At 63.6% G+C, this 25,120-nt stretch carries 19 protein-coding genes and 2 pseudogenes; 12 read left to right on the forward strand and 9 right to left on the reverse strand.

Annotated elements, in window-relative coordinates; all coding sequences use genetic code 11:
* Positions 1–95: 95 nt before the first annotated feature.
* Positions 96–1,199 (forward strand): NADH:flavin oxidoreductase, encoded by a 1,104-nt coding sequence (locus C4Q26_RS16335; RefSeq protein ID WP_023382312.1) that lies wholly within the window; start codon positions 96–98, stop codon positions 1,197–1,199.
* Here C4Q26_RS16335 and C4Q26_RS16340 read toward each other — a convergent pair.
* Entirely contained in the window at positions 1,168–2,370 is a 1,203-nt protein-coding gene (locus tag C4Q26_RS16340) for a glycosyltransferase family 1 protein (RefSeq protein ID WP_027907453.1), read from the reverse strand. The two genes, C4Q26_RS16335 and C4Q26_RS16340, sit on opposite strands and share 32 nt — an antisense overlap.
* Positions 2,371–2,638: 268 nt before the next feature.
* Here C4Q26_RS16340 and C4Q26_RS28835 point away from each other — a divergent pair.
* A pseudogene (locus C4Q26_RS28835) lies at positions 2,639–3,271 on the forward strand (PAS domain-containing protein); the annotation flags it as partial.
* 177 nt (positions 3,272–3,448) lie between these two features.
* Positions 3,449–3,865, forward strand: a pseudogene (locus C4Q26_RS28840) (methyl-accepting chemotaxis protein); the annotation flags it as partial.
* Positions 3,866–3,939: 74 nt separating this feature from the next.
* Here the strand turns inward: C4Q26_RS28840 and cysZ are convergent.
* Positions 3,940–4,668, reverse strand: coding sequence for a sulfate transporter CysZ (gene cysZ / locus C4Q26_RS16350; RefSeq protein WP_023382309.1), 729 nt, complete (start codon positions 4,666–4,668; stop codon positions 3,940–3,942).
* A 328-nt stretch (positions 4,669–4,996) separates the two neighbouring features.
* On the opposite strand from cysZ, the gene trxB reads away from it, so the two are divergent.
* Positions 4,997–5,959 carry a thioredoxin-disulfide reductase gene (gene trxB, locus C4Q26_RS16355; protein WP_023382308.1) on the forward strand — a complete coding sequence of 321 codons (963 nt, stop codon included), beginning with the start codon at positions 4,997–4,999 and terminating at the stop codon, positions 5,957–5,959.
* 106 nt (positions 5,960–6,065) lie between these two features.
* Here the strand turns inward: trxB and nadC are convergent, their stop codons facing one another.
* Entirely contained in the window at positions 6,066–6,914 is an 849-nt protein-coding gene (nadC, locus tag C4Q26_RS16360) for a carboxylating nicotinate-nucleotide diphosphorylase (RefSeq protein WP_027907452.1), read from the reverse strand.
* Between the two features lie 242 nt (positions 6,915–7,156).
* Here nadC and C4Q26_RS16365 point away from each other — a divergent pair, with 242 nt between their 5' ends.
* The 4 genes from C4Q26_RS16365 (at position 7,157) to C4Q26_RS28845 (ending at position 12,970) form a co-directional block, all read left to right on the forward strand.
* Complete coding sequence (locus tag C4Q26_RS16365; RefSeq protein ID WP_027907451.1) at positions 7,157–9,331, forward strand: DUF1631 domain-containing protein; 2,175 nt, start codon at positions 7,157–7,159, stop codon at positions 9,329–9,331.
* Positions 9,332–9,428: 97 nt separating this feature from the next.
* On the forward strand, positions 9,429–9,995 hold the full coding sequence (gene ampD / locus C4Q26_RS16370) for a 1,6-anhydro-N-acetylmuramyl-L-alanine amidase AmpD (RefSeq protein ID WP_023382305.1): 567 nt from the start codon (positions 9,429–9,431) through the stop codon (positions 9,993–9,995).
* Positions 9,992–10,822, forward strand: coding sequence for a regulatory signaling modulator protein AmpE (gene ampE, locus C4Q26_RS16375; RefSeq protein WP_104883318.1), 831 nt, complete (start codon positions 9,992–9,994; stop codon positions 10,820–10,822). Before ampD ends, ampE begins: the two co-directional genes overlap by 4 nt.
* A gap of 1,443 nt (positions 10,823–12,265) precedes the next feature.
* Positions 12,266–12,970 (forward strand): methyl-accepting chemotaxis protein, encoded by a 705-nt coding sequence (locus C4Q26_RS28845; RefSeq protein ID WP_371919401.1) that lies wholly within the window; start codon positions 12,266–12,268, stop codon positions 12,968–12,970.
* A gap of 84 nt (positions 12,971–13,054) precedes the next feature.
* Here the strand turns inward: C4Q26_RS28845 and C4Q26_RS16385 are convergent, their stop codons facing one another.
* Complete coding sequence (locus C4Q26_RS16385) at positions 13,055–13,831, reverse strand: TatD family hydrolase (RefSeq protein WP_023382302.1); 777 nt, start codon at positions 13,829–13,831, stop codon at positions 13,055–13,057.
* Between the two features lie 2 nt (positions 13,832–13,833).
* On the reverse strand, positions 13,834–14,829 hold the full coding sequence (cra, locus tag C4Q26_RS16390; protein WP_023382301.1) for a catabolite repressor/activator: 996 nt from the start codon (positions 14,827–14,829) through the stop codon (positions 13,834–13,836).
* 284 nt (positions 14,830–15,113) lie between these two features.
* On the opposite strand from cra, the gene ptsP reads away from it, so the two are divergent.
* From ptsP to C4Q26_RS16405, 3 genes are read left to right on the forward strand one after another with little or no spacing between them, the layout of a single operon-like run.
* On the forward strand, positions 15,114–17,966 hold the full coding sequence (ptsP, locus tag C4Q26_RS16395) for a phosphoenolpyruvate--protein phosphotransferase (protein ID WP_023382300.1): 2,853 nt from the start codon (positions 15,114–15,116) through the stop codon (positions 17,964–17,966).
* A complete protein-coding gene (pfkB, locus tag C4Q26_RS16400; RefSeq protein ID WP_023382299.1) occupies positions 17,967–18,914 on the forward strand; it encodes a 1-phosphofructokinase in 948 nt (315 codons plus the stop codon).
* Entirely contained in the window at positions 18,911–20,650 is a 1,740-nt protein-coding gene (locus C4Q26_RS16405) for a PTS fructose-like transporter subunit IIB (protein WP_023382298.1), read from the forward strand. The genes pfkB and C4Q26_RS16405 overlap by 4 nt, the downstream gene beginning before the upstream one ends.
* Positions 20,651–20,733: 83 nt before the next feature.
* On the opposite strand, the gene C4Q26_RS16410 is transcribed toward C4Q26_RS16405, so the two are convergent.
* Positions 20,734–20,955 (reverse strand): DUF3820 family protein, encoded by a 222-nt coding sequence (locus C4Q26_RS16410; protein WP_023382297.1) that lies wholly within the window; start codon positions 20,953–20,955, stop codon positions 20,734–20,736.
* Positions 20,956–21,155: 200 nt separating this feature from the next.
* Here C4Q26_RS16410 and C4Q26_RS16415 point away from each other — a divergent pair, with 200 nt between their 5' ends.
* Complete coding sequence (locus C4Q26_RS16415; protein WP_104881262.1) at positions 21,156–21,632, forward strand: PA2169 family four-helix-bundle protein; 477 nt, start codon at positions 21,156–21,158, stop codon at positions 21,630–21,632.
* Here C4Q26_RS16415 and C4Q26_RS16420 read toward each other — a convergent pair.
* The 3 genes from C4Q26_RS16420 to C4Q26_RS16430 form a co-directional block, all read right to left on the reverse strand.
* Positions 21,629–23,125: a sensor domain-containing diguanylate cyclase gene (locus C4Q26_RS16420; RefSeq protein WP_104883320.1), complete on the reverse strand. Its 1,497-nt coding sequence runs from the start codon at positions 23,123–23,125 to the stop codon at positions 21,629–21,631. The genes C4Q26_RS16415 and C4Q26_RS16420 overlap by 4 nt on opposite strands.
* 185 nt (positions 23,126–23,310) lie before the next feature.
* A complete protein-coding gene (locus C4Q26_RS16425) occupies positions 23,311–24,642 on the reverse strand; it encodes an OprD family porin (RefSeq protein ID WP_023382294.1) in 1,332 nt (443 codons plus the stop codon).
* Between the two features lie 205 nt (positions 24,643–24,847).
* Positions 24,848–25,069, reverse strand: coding sequence for a hypothetical protein (locus C4Q26_RS16430; protein WP_023382293.1), 222 nt, complete (start codon positions 25,067–25,069; stop codon positions 24,848–24,850).
* Between the last annotated feature and the right edge of the window lie 51 nt (positions 25,070–25,120).

The raw sequence follows: 25,120 nt of genomic DNA on the forward strand, positions 1-25,120 counted from the left end.
CGATACCCCAGAATCACCCAGATCAATAATACTGGGCCAGGCCTTCCTCTCCCCCTAACCTCAGGCGCAATTCCTCCCCAGACGGACGCGCCCCCATGTCAACCAACCCGCTGTTCCAACCCTTTACCTTCGGCGCCCTGCAGTTGCCGACCCGCGTCGTCATGGCCCCCATGACCCGGACCTTCTGCCCGGGTGGCGTTCCTCACGATGGCGTCGTCGATTACTACCGCCGCCGCGCGGCCGCAGGTGTGGGGTTGATCATCACCGAGGGCACCACAGTGGGTCACCGGGCGGCCAATGGCTACCCCAACGTTCCACGTTTCTACGGCGCGGATGCCCTGGCGGGTTGGAAACAGGTGGTCGATGCGGTTCACGCCGAAGGCGGGCGCATCGTGCCGCAGCTCTGGCACGTGGGCGCGGTACGCCGCCTGGGTACCGAGCCAGATGCCAGTGTGCCGGGCTACGGGCCGAGCGAGAAGGTAAAAGACGGCCAGGTGCTGGTGCATGGAATGACCCATGACGATATCCGTGAGGTAATCAGCGCTTTCGCCCAGGCCGCCAGCGATGCCCAGGCCATTGGCATGGATGGGGTGGAGATTCACGGTGCCCATGGCTACCTCATCGACCAATTCTTCTGGGCCTCCAGCAACCAGCGCGAGGATGAATACGGCGGCGACCTGGCCGCCCGTTCGCGGTTCGCCATCGAGCTGATCCAGGCAGTACGCGCCGCGGTCGGCCCGGACTTTCCGATCATCTTGCGTTTCTCGCAGTGGAAGCAGCAGGACTACAGTGCACGACTGGTAGACACCCCGGAGGCCTTGGGCGCTTTCCTCAAGCCGTTGTCCGAAGCCGGTGTGGATATCTTCCACTGTTCAACTCGACGTTTCTGGGAGCCTGAGTTCGAAGGCTCTGAACTGAACCTGGCGGGTTGGACCCGCAAGCTCACCGGCAAGCCCACCATCACCGTGGGCAGCGTCGGGTTGGAGGGGGAGTTTTTGCAGTTCATGGTCGACACCGACAAAGTGGCCAAGCCGGCCAGCCTCGAAGGGCTGTTGCGTCGCCTCGGCGATGAAGAGTTCGACCTGGTGGCAGTGGGTAGGGCGCTGCTGGTGGATGCCGAGTGGGCACTCAAGGTCCGCGAGGGGCGTGAGACGGAGGTACTGCCCTTTAGCCGCGAGGCATTGTCGACCCTGGCTTGATCGTCAGCGCAGGGGCTGTCGCTAGCGCCTGGTTGCAGGCGCTTTGCAGGTGCGCCTCGAACTGCTCGACAATCGCCGGCCAGCCCTGACGGCTGGCATGCTGGCGAGCGTTCAGGCGCACACGGCGCAGGGTTTCGTGCTCTTCCAGCAACCAGCAGGCAGCGTCGATGAAGGCGGCCTGGTCTCCTGGCATGGCCAGGGCGCCGCTGTGACCATGGCGAATGTGCTGGGCGGCGGCGGCCTCGTCATAAGCAACCACCGCCAGGCCGGAAGCCAGCGCTTCGAGCACGACATTGCCAAAGGTCTCGGTCAGGCTCGGAAACAGGAACAGGTCGCCACTGGCATAGTGTTCGGCCAGGGATTCGCCTCGTTGCGCGCCGCAGAAGACGGCCTCCGGCAGTTGCTGCTCGAGGGTTGCTCGCTGTGGGCCGTCACCCACCACCACCAGGCGCAGGCGCAGCTGTGGATAAGTGTTCTGCAAGGTTTGCAGGCAGGGCCGCAGCAGGCCGAGATTCTTTTCCGCGGCCAGTCGCCCGACATGCAGGACGGCAATGTCATGGGGCCCCAGCCCCCAACTGTCGCGCAGCGCCTGGCTGCGTCGCGCCGGGTTGAACAGGCAGGCATCGACGCCCCGGGCCATCAATGCCAGGCGTTCGAACCCCCGGCGCTCGAGTTCAAGCTGCTGGCTGGCACTGGGTACCAGTGTGGCGGCGGTGCGCCGGTGGAACCAGCGCAGGTAATGGGTCAGCAGCCGTGCCAACAAGCCCAGCCCGTACTGGCCGGAGTACTGTGGGAAGTTGGTATGAAAGCCGCTGACGACCGCGATGCCCAGGCGCCGCGCTGCGCGCAAGGCGCTGAGCCCCAGCGGCCCTTCGGTGGCGATGTACAGCACGTCCGGGCGCAGTTTGCGCCAGCGGCGCCACAGGGTATGCATCGATACTTCGCCCCATTGCAGCCCAGGGTAGCCGGGCAGGGCCCAGCCTCGACACAGCAGCAGGTCCTGGTCACTTTCGTCACGACCATCACCGGCCTGGCGTGGCCGTACTATTTCCACCTGATGGCCGCGTTGCCGAAGCCCTTCGCTCAAGTGGCCAAGGGTATTGGCCACACCGTTGATCTCGGGTGGGAAGGTTTCACTGACAAGGGCGATGCGAAGGGCTGGCATATTCATGACAAAAAGTTTCCGCCTGCTTCATTGCGCTCATGTGACGATGAAGTGACGCACGGATGACGCCTGATTTCCGGCGACGCCGGCGCTGTGAATATTTCGTTGCAAAGTGCTCAAGAACCGTGGACCTGTAGCCGATGCAGATGCATTCCATCATGGGTCGCGCTCCGGGAGAGCGGTGATGTTCAACAGAAAGCTCAAGAAAGAAATCCAGCAGTTGCGCGAGGACCTGTTGTCCATCGAGCAGGTCAAGTGCAGCCTCGACAGCGAGATGCTCGTGCTCCAGCTCGACCCCCAGGGACGCATCGACGCGGTCAACAGCAACTTCGAAAGCGAGATGCTGTACCGCAGCGAGCAGTTGATAGGACGCAATATCGAAGAGATCGTCCCCGCGCACGTGAAGAAGCTTGATTTCTATGAGCGGATGAAGAACGCCATCACCCGTGGCGAACACCTCAACGGCGCTTTCCGGCTGCTGCGTGGCAACGGCCAGGAGGCCTGGCTGCGTTCGATCCTGCAGCCGGTCAAGGGCAGCGATGGGCGGATCAAGCATTTCACCATGCACTCCAGCGACCTGACCCGCACCATCGAAACGTCGCGCGAGCACGAGAGCCTGATCAACGCGCTGATGCGTTCCACTGCCGTGATCGAGTTCAACCTCGATGGCTATGTGTTAACGGCCAACGACCGCTTCCTGCAGTCGGTGGGCTATAGCCTTGAGCAAGTGCGTGGCAAGCACCACCGTATTTTCTGCGAGCCGGAAGAAGCGAACTCTACGGCGTACCAGGCATTCTGGGAAAAACTGCGTCGTGGCGAATACGTGGCCGACCGGTTCAAGCGTGTCGATGCCCACGGTCGGGTGGTCTGGCTGGAAGCTTCCTACAACCCGATCTTCGACGCCCAGGATGTGTTGTACAAAGTCGTGAAGTTCGCCACGGTGATCACCGACCAGGTCAATCAGGAACTGGCGGTGGCCCAGGCGGCCGATATTGCCTACAACACGTCGCTGGAGACGGACTCCAGCGCGCGCAAGGCCACTGACGTGGTGACCCAGTCGGTAAGCGTGATGCGGGGCCTGGAAACGTCCATGCAGGAGGCTGCCGAAGGGATCAAGGCGCTGGACACCCAGTCGCGGGTGATCGGTTCGATCATCAAGACCATCAGCGACATCGCTGGCCAGACCAACCTGCTGGCCCTCAACGCCGCCATCGAGGCAGCCCGCGCAGGCGAGCAGGGCCGAGGCTTTGCCGTGGTAGCCGACGAAGTGCGTCAGTTGGCCTCGCGCACCAGTACCGCCACCGAGGAGATCGCCAGGGTCGTGCAGCAGAACGAGCAGCTTGCCCAGGCCGCGGTAGAGATCATCGACACCAGCAAGCGCCAGGCAGAGCAGGGGCTGGCGCTGGCGGCCGATACCGGTGGGGTGATCGTCGAGATTCAGGAAGGGGCGAAGAAAGTGGTGGATGCGGTGGGGCAGTTCTCCAGCCAGCTCAGCCACTGAGTCAGGCGCTCGGCTCCCGTGCGGTTTGCAGGAGCCTGCTTGCCGGCGATGCGCCGCTTTGCGGCGCCTTGAGCTCAATGACGCTCGCGCACCCAGAACAACGTAGCCCCCGCCACCGCCGCCGGCATCATCAGCACGTTCACCAGCGGCACCATCAGCGCCAGGTAGGTGATGCCGCCAAAGCCCAGCGACTGCCAGCGCTTGCTACGTAGCCAGGCGAGCATGTCCTGCCAGCTCATCTTGTTGTTGTCCGCCGGGTAGTCGATGTACTGGATGGCCATCATCCACACACCGAAGATCAGCCACAGTGGCGCCGCTATCACGTTGACCACCGGGATCAGCGACAGGATGAACAGACCGATGGCCCGTGGCAGGAAGTAGCCCAGCTTGCGCATTTCGCGGCCAAGGGTTCGCGGCACCATCGCCACCAGCTCGCCCCAACTGAACGGCGGGAAGGTGTCTTGGCCGCGGACCACCACTTCGACTTTCTCGGCGAGAAAACCGTTGAACGGCGCGGCGATCACGTTGGCCAGCATGGTGAAGGTGAAGAACACCATCAACACCACGAGGGCGACGAACAGTGGCCATAGAATGTATGTCAGAAAACTCAGCCACTCAGGCAGGGTCGGCATCAGGGCGTCGACCCAGAGGCTGAACTGATGGCCTGCGAAGTAGATCAGCCCGCCGAACAGCAGCAGGTTGACCGCCAGGGGCAGCAGCACGAATAACCGAAGGTTCGGGCTCAGCACCAGTTTCAACCCTTCGCGAAGGTACTGGGGACCGGAAAGGACAGGGGCTTGCATCGGGACACTCCGCACAGAGGGAAAACGCGCTGACCTTACCGAGTTTGCGGCGCCGACGAAAGGCGGACGGTGGTTGGGAAACCGGCTGTAACAAAAGCGCCAGGTGTTTTCCTTCGTCGAAATTGGGGTATAGAGGATGCCTATGAGGTGGATTGTCGAAGGATATTTCCTTAATCTCTGCGACCTCGCTACAGTGCGCTCAACTTTTCAGGTTTCGGGCCTGCGCGATGTAGCACTTCCCCAAGTGTTGCGTAGGTCCTTTTAATTTCAGCTGCGCAGCTGGTACACCGATACCGGCCCTGTGCGGCCGGCTCGACAGGAGTTCGACATGTCCGAAGTACGTCATTCGCGCGTCATCATTCTCGGTTCCGGCCCTGCCGGTTACAGCGCCGCGGTCTATGCCGCCCGCGCCAACCTCAAGCCCCTGCTGATCACTGGCATGCAGGCCGGTGGCCAGCTGACCACCACCACCGAAGTCGACAACTGGCCGGGCGACCCCCACGGCCTGACCGGCCCAGCCCTGATGCAGCGCATGCAGGAGCACGCCGAGCGTTTCGAGACCGAAATCGTCTTCGACCACATCAATGCCGTCGACCTGGCCAACAAGCCCTACACCCTGCAAGGTGACAGCGGCAAGTACACCTGCGACGCACTGATCATCGCCACCGGCGCCAGCGCTCGTTACCTGGGCCTGCCGTCGGAAGAAGCCTTCATGGGCAAAGGCGTTTCTGCCTGCGCTACCTGCGACGGGTTCTTCTACCGCAACAAGCCGGTAGCGGTGGTGGGCGGTGGCAACACTGCCGTGGAAGAGGCGCTGTACCTGGCCAACATCGCCAGCAAGGTCACCCTGGTGCATCGCCGCGATACCTTCCGCGCCGAGAAGATCCTGGTCGACAAGCTCAACGCCCGTGTCGCCGAAGGCAAGATCGAGCTCAAGCTCAACGCCACGCTGGATGAAGTGCTGGGCGACAACATGGGCGTCACCGGTGCGCGCCTGAAGAACAACGATGGCAGCAGCGACGAAATCAAGGTCGACGGCGTGTTCATCGCTATTGGCCACACCCCGAACACTTCGCTGTTCGAAGGCCAGCTGACCCTCAAGGACGGCTACCTGGTGGTCAACGGCGGCCGTGACGGCAACGCCACCGCCACCAATGTCGAGGGCGTGTTCGCGGCCGGCGATGTGGCAGACCACGTTTACCGTCAGGCCATCACCTCGGCCGGCGCAGGCTGCATGGCAGCGCTGGACGTCGAGCGCTACCTGGATGGCCTGGCAAACGCCTCGCACTGATCGCAGGGCGTTTCACGACCGAACCGGAAGGGGGCTGCTAGGCAGCCCCCTTTTCGTATCTGGACTTTTTACAGGCTCAACCGTCTCTTACAGGCTCAACCGCCTCTTACAGGCTCAACCGCATCGACAGGTCGACCGCCTTCACATCCTTGGTCATCGCACCAATCGAGATGTAGTCCACGCCCGTCTCGGCAATCACCCGCAGCGTGCTCTCGTTCACCCCGCCGCTGGCTTCGAGCTTCGCCTTGCCCGCCGTGATCCGCACCGCTTCACGCATCTCGTCCAGGGTCAGTTCGTCGAGCATGATGATATCGGCCCCGGCATCAAGTGCCTGACGCAGCTCGTCCAGGCTCTCCACTTCGATCTCCACCGGCTTGCCCGGAGCGATGCGATGCGCCGCCGCCACGGCTTCGGCGACGCCACCACTGGCGGCGATGTGGTTTTCCTTGATCAGGAAGGCGTCGTACAGACCGATGCGGTGGTTGTAGCAGCCACCACAGGTGACCGCATATTTCTGCGCCAGACGCAGGCCGGGCAAAGTCTTGCGGGTGTCGAGCAGGCGTACCTGGGTATCGCTCACCCTGTCGGCCAGCGCCTGCGCGCGGGTAGCGACACCCGACAGCATCTGCAGGAAGTTCAGCGCCGAGCGCTCGCCACTTAGCAGCGAGCGTGCCGGGCCTTCGAGGTGGAACAAGGCCTGGTTGGCCTTGGCCCGCTCGCCATCGGCAACCTGCCAGTGCACGGCCACCCGCGGATCGAGCTGGCGGAACACCGCATCGACCCAGGCAGTGCCGGCGATCACGCAGTCTTCGCGGGTAATGATGGTGGCCTTGGCCAGGCGCTCGGCCGGGATCAGCTGTGCGGTGATGTCGCCACTGCCGATGTCCTCCAGCAGCGCACGGCGCACATTGGCTTCGATTTCGGCAGTCAGGTCGGCGAGGCGTAGGTTCGGCATGTTCGGCTCCACAAGCTAGGTGCCGGCGATTATAGGGCAGGGGGACGGTGTGTACAGCCGCCTTGCAGGTGACCTTTGGTCAGGTGCGCCGAGCATTCGCTTCAACCCATGGTCTTTACCCTGCGATGCAATGGATGCTGGCAGAGGCCCGCTTTTTTACCGATAATATCGACCAATATTTGGCGTCATAGCTTTGACGATTTTCGCGCTAAGACTTGAAAACACCCAGCAAGGAGTCAGGGATGCAAAAAGAAGGCAAGGTGGTGCCCTTGGCGGCGGCCATCGATCGTGGCGTGCGTACGCCTTTGCCTTGCCTCCCCATGTTGCTGCTGCAGGTACGCGACAAAGCTGCCTTGCAGTTGCGCCAGGCCCTGCAGGACTTGTTCGACAATGCCGACGACACCCTTTTCGAAATGGCGGACAAGGCCGCTGAGCGTTTCGACCAGAACCTGTACTTCGAAGCGATGCGCGACTTGCGGCTCAAGCGCAAGAGCATCGAGCGCGGTTTTCTCGATATCTACCACGATGCCTTCGCGCGCCTGGGCCGGGTCGACCCCTTGGCTGGCCTCAGTCAGCCTGACAGCCCGCGCGGGCAGGCGCAGCTGGAGCGGGCCGCCGCGGTCGATGGCATGATCGCGCGGGTGCTGTCGCGCGATGGCCTTGCGCTGGGGCAACTGAACCTTCGGTTCCAGACTTTGCTTGGCCATGCGCTGGACGACTGGCACAACCCGCTGGAGCCTGGCGCGCTGTGCGGCTACTTCCTCGACGCCGGGCGCAGCCTGGGGGTCGGGCTGCGGGTCAAGCTGGTGCTGTTGAAGTTGTTCGAACGCTACGTTCTGCGTGACATCGACGTGCTATATGGCGAGGCGAACCAGTTGCTCGCCGCGGCAGGCGTGCTGCCCGACCTGCAGCCTGCGCCGCGCCGCCGGGCAGAAGATCGGCAACGGGCATCCCGGCGTGCGTTGGCAGCCGAGGTCCGCGAGGATGTTACCGGCCAGAATGCGGCCGGTCAGGCGTTCTTCGATTCGTTGCAAGGCCTGCTGGCACCCGAACGCGGGCGGTTCGCGCCGCGCTTGCAAGCGGTGGCGACTGCCCATCCGATCAGCACCGCCGACCTGTTGCGCCTGCTGTCGCACCTTCAACAGTACGTACCGGCCACCTACGAGCCTGAGGACTTCGTCCTTGGCCAGCAGCTCGAGCAGCTGTTGTTGCGTGTCAGTGTTCGCAGCGGTACCCGCAGGCGTATCGCCACGGCCGACGAAGACATGATCAACCTCGTCGGCCTGCTGTTCGACTTCATCCTGGCTGACGACAACTTGCCGCCATCCCTGCGCGCATTGCTGGGCCGTTTGCATATACCGGTGCTGAAGGTCGCGCTGCTCGACAAGGGCGTGTTCAGCCGGCCCAGCCATCCCGTGCGGCGCTTGCTCAACGAATTGGCCGCTGCCTCGTTCGGCTGGGATGCCCATGCGCAGGGCCTGCGCGACAGCCTGCATCTGCGTGTGGAGCGCATCGTCCAGCGGCTGCTGAACGATTTCACCGACGACGTGGGTCTGTTTGCCGAACTGCTGGAAGACTTCGTGACGTTCAACCAGGACGAACGGCGACGCAACGAACTGCTTGAGCAGCGCACCCGCGATGCCGAGGAAGGCCGTGCGCGTGCCCTGCAGGCCCGACAGCAGGTGCAGCAGGCGCTCAATCAGCGCTTGCGCGGGCATGTATGGCCGCAGGTGGTGGTGCAGATGCTGGTGCAGTCATGGAGCCAGGTGATGATGCTGGCATGGCTCAAGCAAGGCGAGGCGTCCCTGGCCTGGGTCAACGCTTTGGCAACCTTGGACGCATTGCTGGCCAGTATTGCCCCCCACCACGGGCCGCGGGCTTGTGAGCGCCTGTTGCAGCAGGTGCCGGGGCTGCTCAAGGCCCTGCGCGACGGCCTGGCGGGCGTGGCGCAGGATTCGGCCGCCACTCGCGAATTCTTCCTTGCCCTGGAGCGGTTGCACCTGCGTGCTTGCGCCGGGGGAGAGCCGTCTACAGTCGACGACGATCCGGCCTTGGCAGAGGTGCTGGTCGGCGACGACATCGTCTTGGCGATTGCCGAAGAACCGGCCTGTGCGCCCTTGCGTCAGTCCGATGGCCTGGCCATGCACATGCAGCAGGTCCAGCGCCTGCGTATCGGCAGCTGGGTCGAGGTGTTCGATGACGAGGAGCCGCTGCGCTGCAAGCTGGTGGCGCGCATCGACGGCACTGACCGCCTGGTGTTCGCCAACCGCACCGGAATGAAAGCGCGCGAGTGGAGCACGGCGGGCCTGGCACAAGCCCTGCGCCATGGAGAAGCCCGCTTGCTGGACGACGGCCAGCTGTTCGAGCGGGCGCTCGAGACTGTCCTGGACCGCTTGCGGCAGCAACACGCCCACTGAAACGGCCCGCTGGCCAATCGTCACAATGATTTACATGCACCCGGTGTCGGTGGCAGGGCATACTGCGCGGGTAACCCCTGCTATTCAGGAACTCCCCATGCAACTGAACCGTGCGACAGGCTGGTTCGACGGCGTGACCCATTGCCCCTCGCCGAACTTCAACGCGCGCCCTGCAGGTGAGTCGATTTCCCTGCTGGTTATCCACAATATCAGCTTGCCGCCTGCCTGCTTTGGCACGGGCAATGTCCAGGCATTCTTCCAGAACCAGCTCGATCCCAAGGCGCACCCTTATTTCGAAGGCATCTGCCACCTGACGGTATCGGCGCACCTGTTCATCGAGCGCGATGGCGCCGTTACCCAGTTCGTGTCACTGCTCGATCGCGCCTGGCATGCGGGTGTGTCGTCGTTCGATGGGCGTGAAGGCTGCAACGACTTCTCCATTGGCATCGAGCTCGAAGGCACTGACGACCTACCGTACACCGATGCCCAGTACGCTGCATTGGAGCAACTGACGCGACAGATACGCCGCGCCTGGCCGGCCATCGACCTGGCACGGATCCAGGGTCACAGCGACATCGCGCCAGTACGCAAGACCGATCCAGGGCCGGCATTCGACTGGCCCCGCTACCGAAAAGCTGTCAAGGAAAACGAGGAGAACGCATGAGTTTTCTGGTGTTGGTGCTGGTGCTCTGGGTCGAGAAGTTTTCGGCCTTGCGTCATCGACTGCAGCGCGATGGCTTTTTCCTGGGAGAGCTGGTGCGCCTGGAGCGCAGCGGCAAGGTCCATCCCTGGTGGACGCTGGCCATTCTGGTGCTGGCACCGGTCATCCTGCTGACCCTGCTACTGCATGTGCTGGAGCCTGTGGCCTATGGCCTGCTGGCCATGCCGGTGCACCTGTTGGTGCTGATCTACAGTCTGGGCCGGGGAGATGCCAAGGCTGCGCTGGGGCCGTTTCGTGACGCCTGGCGCCGGGGCGACGAGCAGGCCGCGTTGCATGTGGCCGAGCGGGACCTGGGCCTGGTTGCCGAGGAGCCTCGGGCCTTGCTGGTGCAGGTTCAGGGGTATTTGCTGTGGCAGGCCTATCAAAGCTTCTTCGCAGTGATCTTCTGGTATTTCGTGCTCGGCCCCGCTGCCGCGCTGGCCTACCGCTTGTTGTCGCTGAGCATCGCGCACAGCGGTCAGCCCGCATTGAAGGCCAGCGCCGAGCGACTGCGACATGTCATGGATTGGCTGCCGGTGCGGATCATCGCCGTGAGCTTCGCCTTGGTGGGCAATTTCGTTGCCGTGATGCGTGTGATGCTGCACGAACTGTTGAACTGGCACATCAGTGCCGCGCACCTGGTGACCCGGGTGGGTCGAGTTGCCGACGACATTCCCGATGAGGAAGACAGTCAGCGTGGGCTTGGCCGTCTGGACAGCCTCTGGGAGCTGCTGTTGCGCACCGCCGTGTTGTGGTACGCGTGCTTCGCGCTTTGGACCGTGCTGGTTTGAGCCTGGAGGGGCCGGCTTGCACTGCGGCCCTGCCGCCATCGGTTAACCTTACTTTACAAACCTCCGATTCGATCTGCGTTATACCAGTGGCCTGGTGCTATCTCGCAGAACAATAAGAATCCATGGAGGTGACCTGTGAAGCGTTTGCTCTATCCGGCCATCGCATTGATGAATCGGCTGAGCTTCGGCCAGAAATTCAGCCTCATCAGTGTCCTGTTCTTCCTGCCCATGCTGGTGACCAGCTTTTATCTGGTCCGTGATGCCTACCAGCAATTCCAGTCCACTCGCGTCGAACTCGAGGGTATTTCACCCCTGGCTGGCAGCCTGGCGCTGCGAGGCGATCTGGAATCACTGGGCAACCTGTTGCAGATCAACGCGGTACTTGGCCAGTCGGGTCAGGCTGGAGACATCGAGTCACGCATCGCTGCGCTGCAGGACAGGGTCCAGGCGCAATTGCTTGCCTTGCAAGGCCATGACCCACTGCTGGAGGCCAAGCGCGAGGAGCTGTCGGCAGCCTTTGCCCAGGCCCGGGTGGAGTCCTCGCTGCAGAACAAGGTCGCGTTGTTCGACAAGCTGCTGGGCCTTGCCCAAGTGTTTGGCAAATTGCAGGTCAACCAGTCCGGCTTGGGCCAGGACGACCAGGCGTCGGTCCGTCAGCTGAGCGAGCTGGTAGGCACTGCTACGGCCCAGGTCACCCAGACCCTGGGCGAAGGCAGGGCCATGGGTGCCGTGGCGTTGGGCCGGGGCTTCATCGACTCTGCCGGCAGCGCTCGGTTTGAAGACCTGCTGCAACGTCTGGAGCGCCTGGCCGCCGACTATGCCATTCGCCTGGACGATGCACTGGCCGGGGACCAGGCCGTGAAGGCAGGCTTGGCAGGGGCCGCGCAGGCTAGCCAGGCCACGGTCAAGCAGGCGGCGGCATTGTTCGAGGAGCAGGTGGTGGTGGCCGAGACCCTGGATGCGCCTTGGGCGACGTTCTATCAACAAGTCAGCGACCTGATCGGCCAGACCTACCAGCTCAACGATGCCATTCTTGCCCAGTTGCAAGGGCAACTGCAGGCGCGCCTGAGCGAGCAGCGCCTACGTATGGTGGGCCTGGTCGGCGTGCTGGCGGGCGTCTTTGCAATGATTCTCTATCTCTATGGTGGTTTCTTCGTCTCGACCAAGGCCACCTTGCGCAAGTTGGGCAGTGCCATGGACAAGGTCGCGGACGGTGACATGACGGTCAGCTTCCAGGCCCATAGCCGCGATGAACTGGGCGAGCTGGGCCAGGGCTTCAACGAAACCGTCAAGCGCATCCGGGGGTTGATCGACCAGGTGGGGCGCACCGTGGCTACGGTCGAGGAGCAGGCCGAGCAGGTGCTGGCTGTGTCGGCTCGCAGCAACCTGGCGGTCAGTGGTCAGCGTGAGCAGATCGAACAGGTGGCCACGGCGATGAACCAGATGAGCGCGACCGCCCTGGAAGTGGCGCGCAGTGCGGCGCTGGCAGCCGAGGGGGCGCAGCAGGTCAACCGTGAGAGTGCCAATGGCCGAGGCCTGGTGGAGCACCAGCAAGGCAGCATCGACCGTCTGGCGGCGGAAATCGACGAGACGGTATCGGCGATCAACCAACTGGCCGGCGACAGCCAGGCGATTGGCCGAGTGCTGGAGGTGATCCGCAGCATTGCCGAGCAGACCAACTTGCTGGCACTCAACGCCGCCATCGAGGCGGCCCGCGCCGGCGAGCAGGGCCGGGGCTTTGCCGTGGTCGCCGACGAAGTGCGCACGCTGGCCCGACGCACCCAGGACTCCACCGAAGAAATCGCGCTGATGATCCAGCGCCTGCAAGCCGGCGTGGCCGCTGCAGTCCAGGCGATGGGCAGCAGTCACCAAATGGCGTCGGGCACGGTGGATGAGGCACGCCAGGTACAGCAGGCGTTGGGCAATATCCTCGGCGCGGTTGGCGGGATCGTCGAGCAGAACCAGCAAATCGCAGCTGCCGTCGAGCAACAGACAGCGGTGGCCCATGACATCGACCAGAATATCGTGGCGATCAACCGGGCGGCGCAGGACACCACCCAGGGAGCCTGCCAGACCGAAGATGCCAGCCGGGCGCTGTCGGCACAGGTAATCGAGTTGAAGCGTTTGATCGGAGCTTTTCGGGTCTAGGTCGGTCCTGCGGGACCGCCCTCGCTTGGGTCGAGGGCAATGCCTGTGGGCGCCGGCTTGCCGGCGATAGGGCATTGCCGGCCACTACCAGCCAAACAATTCACTCGCATTGTGCGTGCTGACCTCGGCCAACCGCTGTACATCGATGCCAATCAACTCCGCCAAGGCCGCGGCGATCTCCGGCAAGTGCTCCGGGCTGTTACGCAGCCCTGGGAACATCACCGGCGCCATGTCGGGTGAGTCGGTTTCCAGCACCACACACTCCAGCGGCAGCCTCGGCAAGGTCTTGCGCAGCCTCAACGCCTGCGGCCAGGTGCCGGCGCCGCCCAACCCCAGCTTGAAGCCCAGCTTGATGTATTCGCGGGCCTCCTCGTAGCTGCCCGCGAACGCATGGATGATGCCTGCCCGCGCCGGCTTGTAGCGCTTGAGCGTGGCGATCACCTGCGCGTGGCTGCGGCGCACGTGCAGCAGGGCCGGCAGTTCGAAGTCGCAGGCCATCTGCAACTGCGCCTCGAACAGCGCCTGTTGCTGCGCCTTGTCCAGCGCCGGCAGGTAGTAGTCCAGGCCGAACTCGCCGACTGCGCACAACCGTGGATCGCCACGCAGGCGTTCCAGCCAGTCGCGCAATTGCGTCAGGTGCTCGGGACGGTGCTGGTCGAGGTAGACCGGGTGCAGGCCCAGGGCTGCGAACAAGCGTCGGTCACCACAGACCAGGTCCCATACCCGCTGGAAGTTGGCCTGATACACGCCCAGCACCACCATCCGCTCGACCCCGCGCGCTGCCGCATCGTCCAGCAGGCGCCGGCGGTCAGGGTCGAAATCGGGGAAGTCCAGGTGGGTGTGGGTGTCGATCAGGCGCATGGTCAGGCAGCCGCGATGCGTTGCTTGAAGGTGCGGCCTATGGCATGTACGCCAGGCTCGTAGCGCTTGTCCTCGATGGCGGCCAGGGCCAGCTCCAGGGCTGTGGCGGCGATCAGTGCGTGTTGCTGGGCCATGGCATTGACCGGCAGCGGCAGGAAGTCGAGCAACTGGTTGTCGCCGAAGGTGCCCAACTGCAGTTGGCGCGAATTGGCAGGGCGCGCTTGCAGCGCGTCGAACACGCCTTGCAGCAGCACGTAGGAGGTGGTTACCAGCGCATCGGGCAGGCCGCCCAGTTCGTCGGTCAGTTGCTGCATCAGGCGCTGCCCGCATTCCCGGCTGAAGGCTTCGCCCTGGTAACGGCGTACATCACCGCCGAAGCCTTGCAGGGCTTCATCGAAACCGCCGGCACGGGCCTGGCTGACCGACAGTTCGGGGCGTGCACCGATCAGGGCGATGCTGCGTGGGTGCGTGGCCAACAGGCTTTGGGCCAACTGTCGGCTGGCATCGCGATCGTCACTGATCACCGAGCAGAAATAGGCTGGATCCAGGCGCCGGTCGATGGCGATTACCGGCAGGCCTTTGTCCAGCAGCTCTCGGTAGCTTTCGTCGTGCGGCTCCAGGCAACTGGCGACGAACAGGGCGTCGCAGCGGCGGGCGCGGAACAGCTGCTGCAACTGACGTTCGCTGTCAGGCTGGTCGTCGCTGCTGGCGATCAACAGCTGGTAGCCACGGGCGCGGGCGCCTTGCTCCAGCTGCTTGGCAATGCGGGCATAGCTGGGGTTTTCCAGATCCGGGAGAATGAAGCCAAGCGTGCGGGTATGGCGGCTGCGCAAGCCGGCAGCCTGGGGGTTGGGGGTGAAGCCGTGAGCCTCGACCACCGCACGTACCCGCTCGACCGTGGCGTTACTGATGCGCTGCTGTTCGGCCTTGCCGTTGATGACGTAACTGGCAGTGGTCACGGACACACCGGCCAGACGGGCGATATCGCTGAGTTTCACCGAGTTTTCCTTGTTATTACCGGGGCTGACCGCGAAGCCAGACCGGGTAGTTTGACCCAGGACAGGCACCGCGCGCAGACGACCATTGTCGCAATTGTCCGACAGGATGGGGCTTTTTCCTCGGCAGATTATCGAGTAACGTGGCCGCCTGGTCAGATTAATCGTTTCAGCAGGCAAATTTTCTGCCGGGGTCGTTGCCTGCGTCCGACTGTAGCACTGGTCGTTTTCGTGAATTTCACAACAATACCTCAGTACCCACCTGGGAACTGCAAAAGGAGAAGGTCATGCTCGAGCTCGCCAAAGAGCAGATAGCCATGGGCCAGAAGGCCGCCGACAAGGCCCAGGCCTTGCGCCTGTTGGCGGATCGGTTGGTCGCTGACGGCCTGGTCGCCGAAGGGTATCTGGAGGGGCTTCAGGCCCGCGAGGCGCAGGGGTCGACCTTCCTTGGCCAGGGCATTGCCATTCCCCACGGCACACCGCAGACCCGCGACCTGGTGTTCGCCACCGGCGTGCGCCTGCTGCAGTTTCCCGAAGGCGTGGACTGGGGCGATGGGCAGAGGGTTTACCTCGCCATCGGCATCGCGGCCCGCTCCGACGAGCACCTGCGCCTGCTGCAACTGCTGACCCGCGCGTTGGGCGAAACCGACCTGGCCGAGGCCCTGCGTCGGGCCAGTTCTGCCGAAGCGCTGCTCAAGTTGCTGCAGGGTGCTCCCCAGGCATTGGCGCTGGACGCCCAACTGGTCAGCCTGAACCTTGCTGCCGAAGACTTCGACGAACTGGCCTGGCGTGGCTCGCGCCTGCTGCAACGCGCCGGGTGTGTCGACAATGGCTTTGCCGCCGCGCTGCAACAGGCTGAGCCCTTGCCCTTGGGCGAAGGGTTGTGGTGGCTGCACAGCGAGCGTCAGGTGTTGCAGCCCGGTCTGGCCTTCATCACGCCCCAGCAGCCACTGCGCTACCGTGAGCAACCGCTCAATGGTCTGTTCTGCCTGGCCAGCCTTGGCGCCGCCCATCAGGCCTTGCTCGAACGCCTGTGCGAAGTGTTGATCGAGGGCCGTGGACAGATGCTCTACCAGGCCACCAGCAGCCGTGCCGTGCTCGAGGTGCTGGGCGGCGAGGTGCCGGCCGACTGGCCGAGCGTACGGGTGGTGCTGGCCAACCCCCATGGTCTGCACGCCCGCCCGGCCAAAGCGCTGGCGCAGCTTGCAAAGGGCTTCGAGGGGGAAATCAGGGTGCGTCTGCTGGACAGCGCGCAGCCAGCAGTATCGGTCAAGAGCCTGAGCAAGCTGCTGAGCCTAGGGGCGCGGCGAGGCCAGGCGCTCGAACTGATCGCCGAGCCTGGCATCGCCGCCGATGCGCTGCCGGTGTTGCTGGCCGCCATCGAGCAAGGCCTTGGCGAAGAGGTGGAGCCTCTGCCCAAATGTGTGGTGCCGGAGCCTATGGTAGAGGCCGACGCGCTTCAGCCTCCGCTGGCCGGTAGCCATATCCAGGGCGTCGGTGCTGCCCCAGGCATTGCCGCTGGCCCTGCGCACCTGTGTGTCGAGCGTGACATCGATTACCCCCTGCGCGGCGAATCGCCCGCCCAGGAGCGGGTGAAGCTGCGCCAAGCGCTGGAGGCGGTGAATGCTGAACTCCAGGCCTTGGTACAACGTAGCGAAAAGGCCATTGGCGAGATCTTCGTCACCCACCAGGAAATGCTCGCCGACCCCGCGCTGACCGACGATGTCGAACTGCGTCTGGCTCAGGGCGAAAGCGCCGCGGCTGCATGGATGGCGGTCATCGAAGCGGCTGCGCGCCAGCAGGAAGCGCTGCACGATGCCCTGCTCGCTGAGCGCGCGGCCGACCTGCGCGATATCGGTCGGCGGGTATTGGCCCAGCTGTGCGGCGTGCAGACCCAGGAGGCCCCGGAGCAACCCTACGTGCTGGTGATGGCCGAAGTTGGCCCATCCGATGTCGCCCGGCTGGACCCGGCCCGGGTCGCCGGTATCGTCACTGCGCACGGCGGGGCCACCGCTCATAGCGCGATTGTCGCCCGTGCCTTGGGCATTCCGGCGGTGGTGGGCGTGGGCGAGTCGATTCTGCTGCTGGCGCCTGGCACCGCGCTGCTGCTGGACGGCCAGCGTGGTTTGGTCAGCGTCGCGCCTGGCGCTGACGAGCTGCAACGTGCCCTGGCCGAACGCGACCTGCGCGAGCAGCGTTTGCAGGCGGCCTGGGCCAGTCGTCATGAGCCGGCGGTGACCCGCGACGGCCATGCCGTCGAAGTGTTCGCCAATATCGGTGAAAGCACGGGTATCGACAAGGTGGTGGATCAAGGCGCCGAAGGTGTCGGCCTGCTGCGTACCGAACTGATTTTCATGGCCCACCCCCAAGCACCCGACGTCGCCACCCAGGAGGCCGAGTACCGCCGCGTGCTCGACGGCCTGCAGGGTCGGCCACTGGTGGTGCGGACTCTCGATGTGGGAGGCGACAAACCGCTGCCTTACTGGCCCATCGCCGCGGAGGAGAACCCCTTCCTCGGTGTGCGCGGCGTGCGTCTGACCCTGCAACGGCCGCAGGTCATGGAAGAGCAGCTGCGCGCCCTGCTGCGTGCGGCCGATCAACGGCCGCTGCGGATCATGTTCCCGATGGTCGGCCAGATTCACGAATGGCGCGAAGCCCGGGCCATGGTCGAACGTCTGCGTGAGGAAATCCCGGTGGCAGACCTGCAGGTCGGAATCATGGTCGAGGTGCCTTCGGCGGCCTTGTTGGCCGCACAGCTGGCCCGTGAGGTGGATTTCTTCAGCATCGGCACCAACGACCTGACCCAGTACACCCTGGCCATCGACCGTGGCCATCCGAGCCTATCGGCCCAGGCAGATGGCCTGCACCCGGCGGTGTTGAGCCTGATCGACATGACCGTGCGCGCCGCCCATGCCGAGGGCAAGTGGGTGGGCGTGTGCGGCGAGCTGGCCGCGGACCCGCAGGCAGTCGCCGTGCTGCTCGGCCTGGACGTCGACGAGCTCAGCGTCGCGGCCCGCAGCATTGCAGAAGTCAAAGCCCTGGTTCGCCAGGCCGATCACCAGACGGCCCGCGCCCTGGCGCGCGAGGCCCTGCAACAAGACAGCGCCGCGGCGGTTCGCGCGCTGGTGGAGCGTTACTGAATGGCCAAGATCCTCACCCTGACCCTGAACCCGGCGCTGGACATCACAGTCAGCCTCGATGCCCTGCGTCCCGGCCACGTGAACCGCAGCCAGGCCCAGCAGAGTCATGCCGCCGGTAAAGGCCTGAACGTTGCCCAGGTGCTGGCTGACCTGGGGCACAGCGTCACGGTCGGCGGCTTCCTTGGCCGCGACAACCTCCAGGCCTTCGAAGCCCTGATCGAGAGGCGCGGTTTTACCGACTGCTTCGTACGCGTTCCAGGCGAAACCCGTAGCAACATTAAGCTGGTCGAGGCCGACGGCCGCGTGACCGATATCAACGGGCAGGGGCCTGAAGTCGACGAAGCGGCTCAGGAGGCCCTGCTGCGTGTGTTGGAGCAGGTGGCCCCCGGACAGGATGCCGTGGTGGTCGCAGGCAGCCTGCCGCGTGGAGTGAGCCCTGAGTGGTTCAACCAATTGCTCGTGCGCCTCAAGGGCCTGGGCCTGAAAGTCGCGCTCGACAGCAGCGGCGAAGCCCTGCGCGCCGGGCTGCGCAGCGCGCCGTGGCTGGTCAAGCCCAACACCGAGGAGTTGGGCGAAGTGCTTGGCCTGACCGTGGACAGTGCAGCGCAGCAGCGCGCGGCGGCCCTGCGCCTGCTGGCCGATGGCGTCGAGCATGTGGTTGTTTCCGATGGGGCGGAAGGGGTCCGTTGGTTCGCCGATAACCTCACGGTGCAGGCTCGACCGCCGAAAGTGCGGGTCGCCAGCACGGTGGGGGCGGGCGATTCCCTGGTAGCCGGCATGGTGCATGGCTTGCTGCAGAGCGAAGCGCCGACCGATACCTTGCGCCGGGCCACCGCGATTGCTGCCCAGGCCGTCACCCAGGTCGGCTTCGGCATTCGTGATCGCGAGCAGTTGGCTCGCCTGGAAGCGGGTGTGCAACTGACAGAACAACAAGAGGGTTGCCGATGAACATTGCCATTGTCACCGCTTGCCCCAACGGGCAGGTGTCGAGCGTGCTCAGTGCTCGCCTGCTGGCCGCGGCGGCTCAGCGCCGGGGCTGGAGCACCAGTGTCGAAGTACAGGACAGCGAACATCCCGAGCGACAACTGACGCCTGCACAGATCGCCGACGCCGACTGTGTGCTGGTGATCAGCACGGGCCCGGTCGATCTGGCTCGTTTCGTCGGCAAGCGCCTGTACCAGAGCACCCCATCCCAGGCGTTGGCCGACCGTGAGGGGTTCCTCGATGAAGCCGCGGCCAATGCGCAAGTGCTGAGGGCGTCTGCCACCAGCCCCACATCGGCAACTGCCGTTGCGCCGCGCATCGTGGCGATCACGGCCTGCCCGACTGGGGTAGCGCATACCTTCATGGCGGCCGAAGCCTTGCAACAGGCTGCCCAGCAGTTGGGTTACCAGCTGACCGTCGAGACCCAGGGTTCGGTGGGCGCGCGCAACCCGCTGTCCGCCGAAGCCATCGCCGAAGCCGATGTGGTGTTGCTGGCGGCCGACATCGAGGTGCCGACGGCACGCTTCGCCGGCAAGCGCATCTATCGTTGTGGCACCGGCACCGCCCTCAAGCAGGCCCGTGCCACGCTGGACAAGGCCCTGGCCGAAGGCAAGCTGGAGGGCGCCGCCGATGTCGCAGGTGCGCCGACTGCCGGCAAAGCCGAGAAAACGGGTATCTACAAGCACCTGCTGACCGGGGTGTCGTTCATGCTGCCGATGGTGGTGGCTGGCGGCTTGTTGATCGCGTTGTCGTTCGTCTTCGGTATCGAAGCCTATAAGGAACCAGGCACTTTGCCGGCTGCGTTGATGCAGATCGGGGGTGAGGCCGCGTTCAAGCTGATGGTGCCTTTGCTGGCCGGCTATATCGCCTGGTCGATTGCCGACCGCCCGGGGCTGGCCCCCGGCATGATCGGTGGCCTGCTGGCCAGCACCCTGGGGGCTGGGTTCATTGGCGGCATCGTCGCCGGTTTTCTCGCCGGCTACAGCGCCAAGGCCATTGCCCGCTGGGCGCGTCTGCCCAGCAGTCTCGATGCCCTCAAGCCGATTCTGATCATTCCGTTGCTGGCCAGCCTGTTCACTGGGCTGGTGATGATCTATGTGGTTGGCCAGCCGGTGGCGGCCATGCTCGAAGGCCTGACCCGCTTCCTCGACAGTATGGGCACCACCAATGCGATTCTTCTCGGGCTGTTGCTGGGCGGCATGATGTGCGTGGACCTTGGCGGCCCGATCAACAAGGCGGCCTACGCCTTCTCGGTGGGGCTGCTGGCTTCGTCTAGCTATGCACCGATGGCCGCGACCATGGCTGCCGGCATGGTGCCGCCGATTGGACTGGGCATCGCCAGCTTCCTCGCCCGGCGCAAGTTCGCCCAGAGCGAGCGTGAGGCCGGCAAGGCTGCGCTGGTACTAGGGCTTTGCTTCATTTCCGAAGGGGCCATCCCATTCGCTGCCAAAGACCCCTTGCGGGTGATTCCGGCGAGTATCGCAGGCGGTGCGTTGACCGGTGCCTTGTCGATGTATTTCGGGTGCAAGCTGATGGCACCGCATGGTGGGTTGTTCGTGCTGCTGATCCCTAATGCGATCAACCACGCGCTGCTCTACCTGCTGGCGATCGTGGCGGGCAGCCTGCTGACAGCGGTGGTGTATGCCGTGATCAAGAAGAGCGAGCGCGTGGAACTGGCGGTAGCGCCTGCCAAAGGCTAGGTATGCCCTGCAGGAGCCGGCTTGCCGGCGATGAGGCCGCGCAAGACAATCCAGAATCCCGCAGCATCGACGCTGCGGGGGCCTTATCGCCGGTGCTTCTGACGCAACGGCACCAGCAGGTCCATCAACCCGTTGTGGTCGATCTCGTGCATCAATGCCAGCAACCCGCCCAGCTCTCCAGTGGGAAACCCCTTGCGAGCGAACCAGGCCAAATAATCCCCAGGCAAGTCGGCGATGATCCGGCCCTGGTATTTGCCGAAGGGCATGGTACGGGTGACCAGTAGTTCGAGGGTTTCCGGTTTCATGGGCGCATCTGGCTGAGTAAAAGCGCAGACCATACTGCAATCTGCACGGGTGCCCAAGCGGCAATCATGCAGAACGCCGCTTCCAGTTCGTTTGCCTCATTAGATAACTTATTGATTTACAACGTTTTAACGATTCGTTGGCGCTTGGCATGAACGCTGCTCTGTTCCTAGGGACTTCCACCTGCCAAGGAGTTCATGCCATGAGCAACCCGAACAAAGACGTTATCAACGTGCTCAACGACCTGATCGAGTACAGCAAGGATGGCGAGAAAGGATTCAAGACGTCGGCCGAAGACGTGAAGAACCCTGAGCTCAAAGCCTTCTTCGTGCAGCGCGCAGGCGAATGCGCCTCGGCCGCCGCAGAGTTGCAGAGTGATGTGCGCCGCCTGGGTGGCGATCCGGAAACTTCCACCAGCATCAGCGGCGACCTGCACCGTGGCTGGGTCAACCTCAAGTCTATGGTCACCGGCAAGGATGAAGAAGCGGTGCTCAACGAAGTCGAGCGCGGTGAAGACCATGCCTTGAAGGCCTATAAGGAAGCCCGCGAAAAACTGGTCAAACTGGGCCGGGGCGCCAACGACCAGACCTACATGATCGTCGAGAAGCAACTCGAGGGTGTGCAGCGCAACCACGACCAGGTGAAGGCACTGCGCGACGCTGTTCGCGCACGTTCCTAAACCGCAGGCGCCTCGACCCGGTTACGGCCATTGGCCTTGGCCCGGTAGAGCGCCTCATCTGCCGCACCCAGCACGCTTGCCAGATCGTGCTGGGTGCCCGGCAGGTACAGGCCGATGCCAATGCTCACCGTCACCGAATGGGCATCGTCGGCAAAAGGTGCCAGTGCTTGCACGCTCGAACGGATGCGTTCGGCAAGAAGCTTGGCGCCGGCCAGGTCGGTCTCCGGCAGCACCACCTGGAACTCCTCCCCGCCATAGCGTGCCGCAAGGTCTGCCGGGCGCCGGATGCACTGTTCGATGGTCTTGGCCACTTCCCGTAGCGCATGGTCCCCGCCGGCATGGCCGTGACGTTGGTTGAAGGCCTTGAAGTGATCCACATCCACCATCAGCACCGCCAATGGCTGTCGATTTCGCTGGGCACGAGCCCATTCCTGACGCAGTACCTGGTCCAGGCGGCGGCGGTTGGCCAGTCCGGTCAGGCTGTCGGTGGCGGCCAGTGTCGCCAGGCCTTGTTCGGCTTCCTGGCGGCGGCGCAGCTCTCGGCCCAGCAACAGGCTCAGCCAGAGGATACCGATGCACAGCACACCGGTGGCACCGCTGACCAGAATCGCGGTGCGTCGCCAGGACTGGAACACCTCGTCGGCCGAGTGCACTACCAGCACGATCAATGGCAGGTCGGCAACACGTGCGAAGGTGTAGATACGGGGTGCGCCAGTGAAGCTGGAGCGGGCGGTGAAGCTGCCCCGGTGCTCACTGAGGATGCGCTTGAAGTTGGGGCTGTCGTTGACGTTGGCCCCGATCATCGGGTCCTGGGGGCGCGTCGGTTGTCGTGCCAGCAGTTGTCCGTCGGTGTTGATCAGGTTGATGCTACTGTCGTCGCCGATATCCAGTCGCCGGAACAGCTCGCTGAAGTACGACAGGCGCAGTGCGCCGGCAGCTACCCCAACGAACGCGGCGTCAGGCCCTGAAATACGTCGGCTGAAGCTGATGCACCAATCCAGGTCGCTGAGTTTGGACTTAAAGGGCGGGCCGACCAGCAACCCCAGATTGGGGTTATGCAGGTGGGCCTGAAAAATGCTGGTGTTGGCCAAGTTGGCCGTGCGTGGGACGGTGCTGGTGGAATCGCCCACTACGTTGCCTTGCTTGTCGAGCCAGAGCAGATCGCCGCGCTTGTGGTCGACGAAGGCGCCATTGAACAGCAGACGCTGGCGCAAGCTGGTGGGTATGTCCGGCAATTCCTTTCGGCTTACGGCCCAGATCAGGCCTTGCAAGGACTGATCGTAGAGCTCGACGTTGCGCAGGATATCGCTTTCGATGAGCTGGACGATGTTGTTGGACGAGCGAATGGCCGACAGCTCGACGCTGTCCCTTTCGCGTGCCAGCAGGTAGCTGACGATGGCCACGATAGCGAGCACGGCAAGGCAACTGGCCAGGTTCAGGATCAGTTCGGGGTGCGACCTGTAGAGTGCGATACGCGGAGATCGGGTGGGCATGCTCGCTACTGCTGAGGCAGGGGCCGTTATGCGGCGGCAGTATTCTAGGGAAGCGAGGATTGTCGGACAAGATTTGTCCGACGGAATTACCTGTGGGGGCTGTTTTTCAGCCCAAGTCGCCGGCCAACCGGCTCCTACTGAGCGTTTGCAACCCGGTAGTCGTCGGCTGGCTGGCGATCAATGCGTCAGAAGATGTTCACCGGGTAATCGACGATCACCCGCAGTTCATCGTTGTCACTGTTGCTGTCGATGGACGCATAGCCCTGGCTGCCACGGTGGGTGGCATAGCGCAGCAGTACCGACAGATCCTTCAGGTTGCCCTCCTGGAACACATACTTCACGTCCAGGTCACGTTCCCAGTGCATGGCGTTCTTGCCGTCCGCGCGGTAGTAGTCGTAGTGGGTCAGGTCCTTGTCAGCCTTGGTCAGGTCCGCTTCACCGCGCGAGTACGACAGTGACGACGTCAGGCCCGGTACACCCAGGCCTGCGAAGTCGTAGTTGTACTGCAGCTTCCAGGACTTCTCGTTGGGGGCGTTGAAGTCCGAGTACATACGCGAGTTGTCCAGGTAGATGCTGTCACCCAGGTTGATGTAGTCGAACGGCGTGTTGCCGTTGACCCGCTGGTAAGCGGCGGTGACGCTGTGGAACCCGGCGTTGACGGTGAAGTGCACGCTGTAGGTGTTGTTGTCGATCTTGCCCAGCAGCGCCTGGCCGGTGTCCTGGGTGTGGTAGAAGTGCACGCCTGGGTTCAGGCTGACCAGGTCGTTGACTACGTAGGTGTAGTCGAAGTCGGCGTAGTACTGGTTCCAGATGTCCTTCAGCTCTGCGGCATACAGGTTGGCGGTGATGTTCTCGGTGCCCGTCCAGGACGCGCCTGCCCAGTTCAGGTGCTTGCTCTCGTTGTCACCCAACTTGCCGTAGTAGGTGTCGATGCGGCGGTGTCCGCTCTGGTTGTACGGCTTGGTGAAACTGGCCTGACCGGCTTCGAGCATCAGGCCATCGATGCTGTTGTTGGTCAGATGCACGCCACGGAACGTCTGCGGCAGCATGCGGGTTTCACCGCCAGCGATCACCGGATTGGTAAGGAACAGGTCACCGGCCTTGAGCTCGGTGTCGAAAGCCTTGAGCTTGACGGCTGCACCTGCGGTCGAGAACGAGTGCGGCGCGGCACCCAGTTCGTCTTCGTTCTTGAAGTGCGTAGGCAGGATGCTGGTGCCGGCATGGCCGCCACCGCCATCGAGTTTCAGGCCCAGCATGGCATGGGCGTCGAGGCCGAAGCCGACGACACCCGGCGTGTAGCCGGACTCGAACCGGGCAACCGCGCCCTGGCCCCACTCACGGGTGTCACGCACGCCGGGGAGGTGGTTATCGCGGTTGAAGTAGGCGTTGCGGAAATGCAGGTTCAGCGAAGAACCCTCGATGAAGCCTTCAGCTTTGTCTTCATCGGCCTGGGCGGCGAAGGGAATCGTTGCGGCCAATGCAACGAATAACGGGGTAAGACGATACGCGGTAAGCACCGGTATGAGCTCCTTTGGTCTATCGGTGGGGCAGTTTTTATTTTTGAATGTGCAACTTTCTTATTAGTGACGCTTCGGCCGCGCTGATGGTTAAAGCACATAAAAAAAGCCGCTGAGCGATCAGCGGCTTTAAAAGGCTAACATACCGGCACGGGAGGTGCCCATGGCGTAGCCAAGGGAAATCGGAAACGGTGACAGCGACAACTCAGCTGTCGGCATTGGCGTCGACAGAAGCTTTGGAAGCTGTCTGCTTGGCGTCTTTCAGAGTGTCTGCCTTGTGTGCCACGGCTTCGCGAGCTTCTTGCTGAGCTGCGGCCAGTTGTGCGTTACGGGCGACGAAAGCCTGGGATTCTTCGGCCATGGCCAGGGGCGACAACAACAGGGAAGACAGGATGAAGACGCTGGCAATACCCATACTGTTGGACATTTTGAAACTACCTTCTTGCTTGGCAAGTGCTGATTGAGACAGGACTAAAGT

Source organism: Pseudomonas sp. SWI44 (assembly GCF_002947915.1).
Classification (GTDB): Bacteria; Pseudomonadota; Gammaproteobacteria; order Pseudomonadales; family Pseudomonadaceae; genus Aquipseudomonas; species Aquipseudomonas taiwanensis.

Excerpts from the sequence above, each read along its gene's own strand:
- pfkB (WP_023382299.1), top strand. The coding sequence starts at position 17,967 with ATGGCCAAGATCCTCACCCTGACCCTGAACCCGGCGCTGGACATCACA.
- C4Q26_RS16385 (WP_023382302.1), bottom strand. The coding sequence starts at position 13,831 with ATGCGCCTGATCGACACCCACACCCACCTGGACTTCCCCGATTTCGAC.
- C4Q26_RS16420 (WP_104883320.1), bottom strand. The coding sequence starts at position 23,125 with ATGCCCACCCGATCTCCGCGTATCGCACTCTACAGGTCGCACCCCGAA.
- ptsP (WP_023382300.1), top strand. The coding sequence starts at position 15,114 with ATGCTCGAGCTCGCCAAAGAGCAGATAGCCATGGGCCAGAAGGCCGCC.
- C4Q26_RS16405 (WP_023382298.1), top strand. The coding sequence starts at position 18,911 with ATGAACATTGCCATTGTCACCGCTTGCCCCAACGGGCAGGTGTCGAGC.
- C4Q26_RS28845 (WP_371919401.1), top strand. The coding sequence starts at position 12,266 with ATGAGCGCGACCGCCCTGGAAGTGGCGCGCAGTGCGGCGCTGGCAGCC.
- ampD (WP_023382305.1), top strand. The coding sequence starts at position 9,429 with ATGCAACTGAACCGTGCGACAGGCTGGTTCGACGGCGTGACCCATTGC.
- nadC (WP_027907452.1), bottom strand. The coding sequence starts at position 6,914 with ATGCCGAACCTACGCCTCGCCGACCTGACTGCCGAAATCGAAGCCAAT.
- C4Q26_RS16410 (WP_023382297.1), bottom strand. The coding sequence starts at position 20,955 with ATGAAACCGGAAACCCTCGAACTACTGGTCACCCGTACCATGCCCTTC.
- trxB (WP_023382308.1), top strand. The coding sequence starts at position 4,997 with ATGTCCGAAGTACGTCATTCGCGCGTCATCATTCTCGGTTCCGGCCCT.
- cysZ (WP_023382309.1), bottom strand. The coding sequence starts at position 4,668 with ATGCAAGCCCCTGTCCTTTCCGGTCCCCAGTACCTTCGCGAAGGGTTG.
- C4Q26_RS16415 (WP_104881262.1), top strand. The coding sequence starts at position 21,156 with ATGAGCAACCCGAACAAAGACGTTATCAACGTGCTCAACGACCTGATC.
- ampE (WP_104883318.1), top strand. The coding sequence starts at position 9,992 with ATGAGTTTTCTGGTGTTGGTGCTGGTGCTCTGGGTCGAGAAGTTTTCG.
- C4Q26_RS16335 (WP_023382312.1), top strand. The coding sequence starts at position 96 with ATGTCAACCAACCCGCTGTTCCAACCCTTTACCTTCGGCGCCCTGCAG.
- C4Q26_RS16365 (WP_027907451.1), top strand. The coding sequence starts at position 7,157 with ATGCAAAAAGAAGGCAAGGTGGTGCCCTTGGCGGCGGCCATCGATCGT.
- C4Q26_RS16340 (WP_027907453.1), bottom strand. The coding sequence starts at position 2,370 with ATGAATATGCCAGCCCTTCGCATCGCCCTTGTCAGTGAAACCTTCCCA.
- C4Q26_RS16430 (WP_023382293.1), bottom strand. The coding sequence starts at position 25,069 with ATGTCCAACAGTATGGGTATTGCCAGCGTCTTCATCCTGTCTTCCCTG.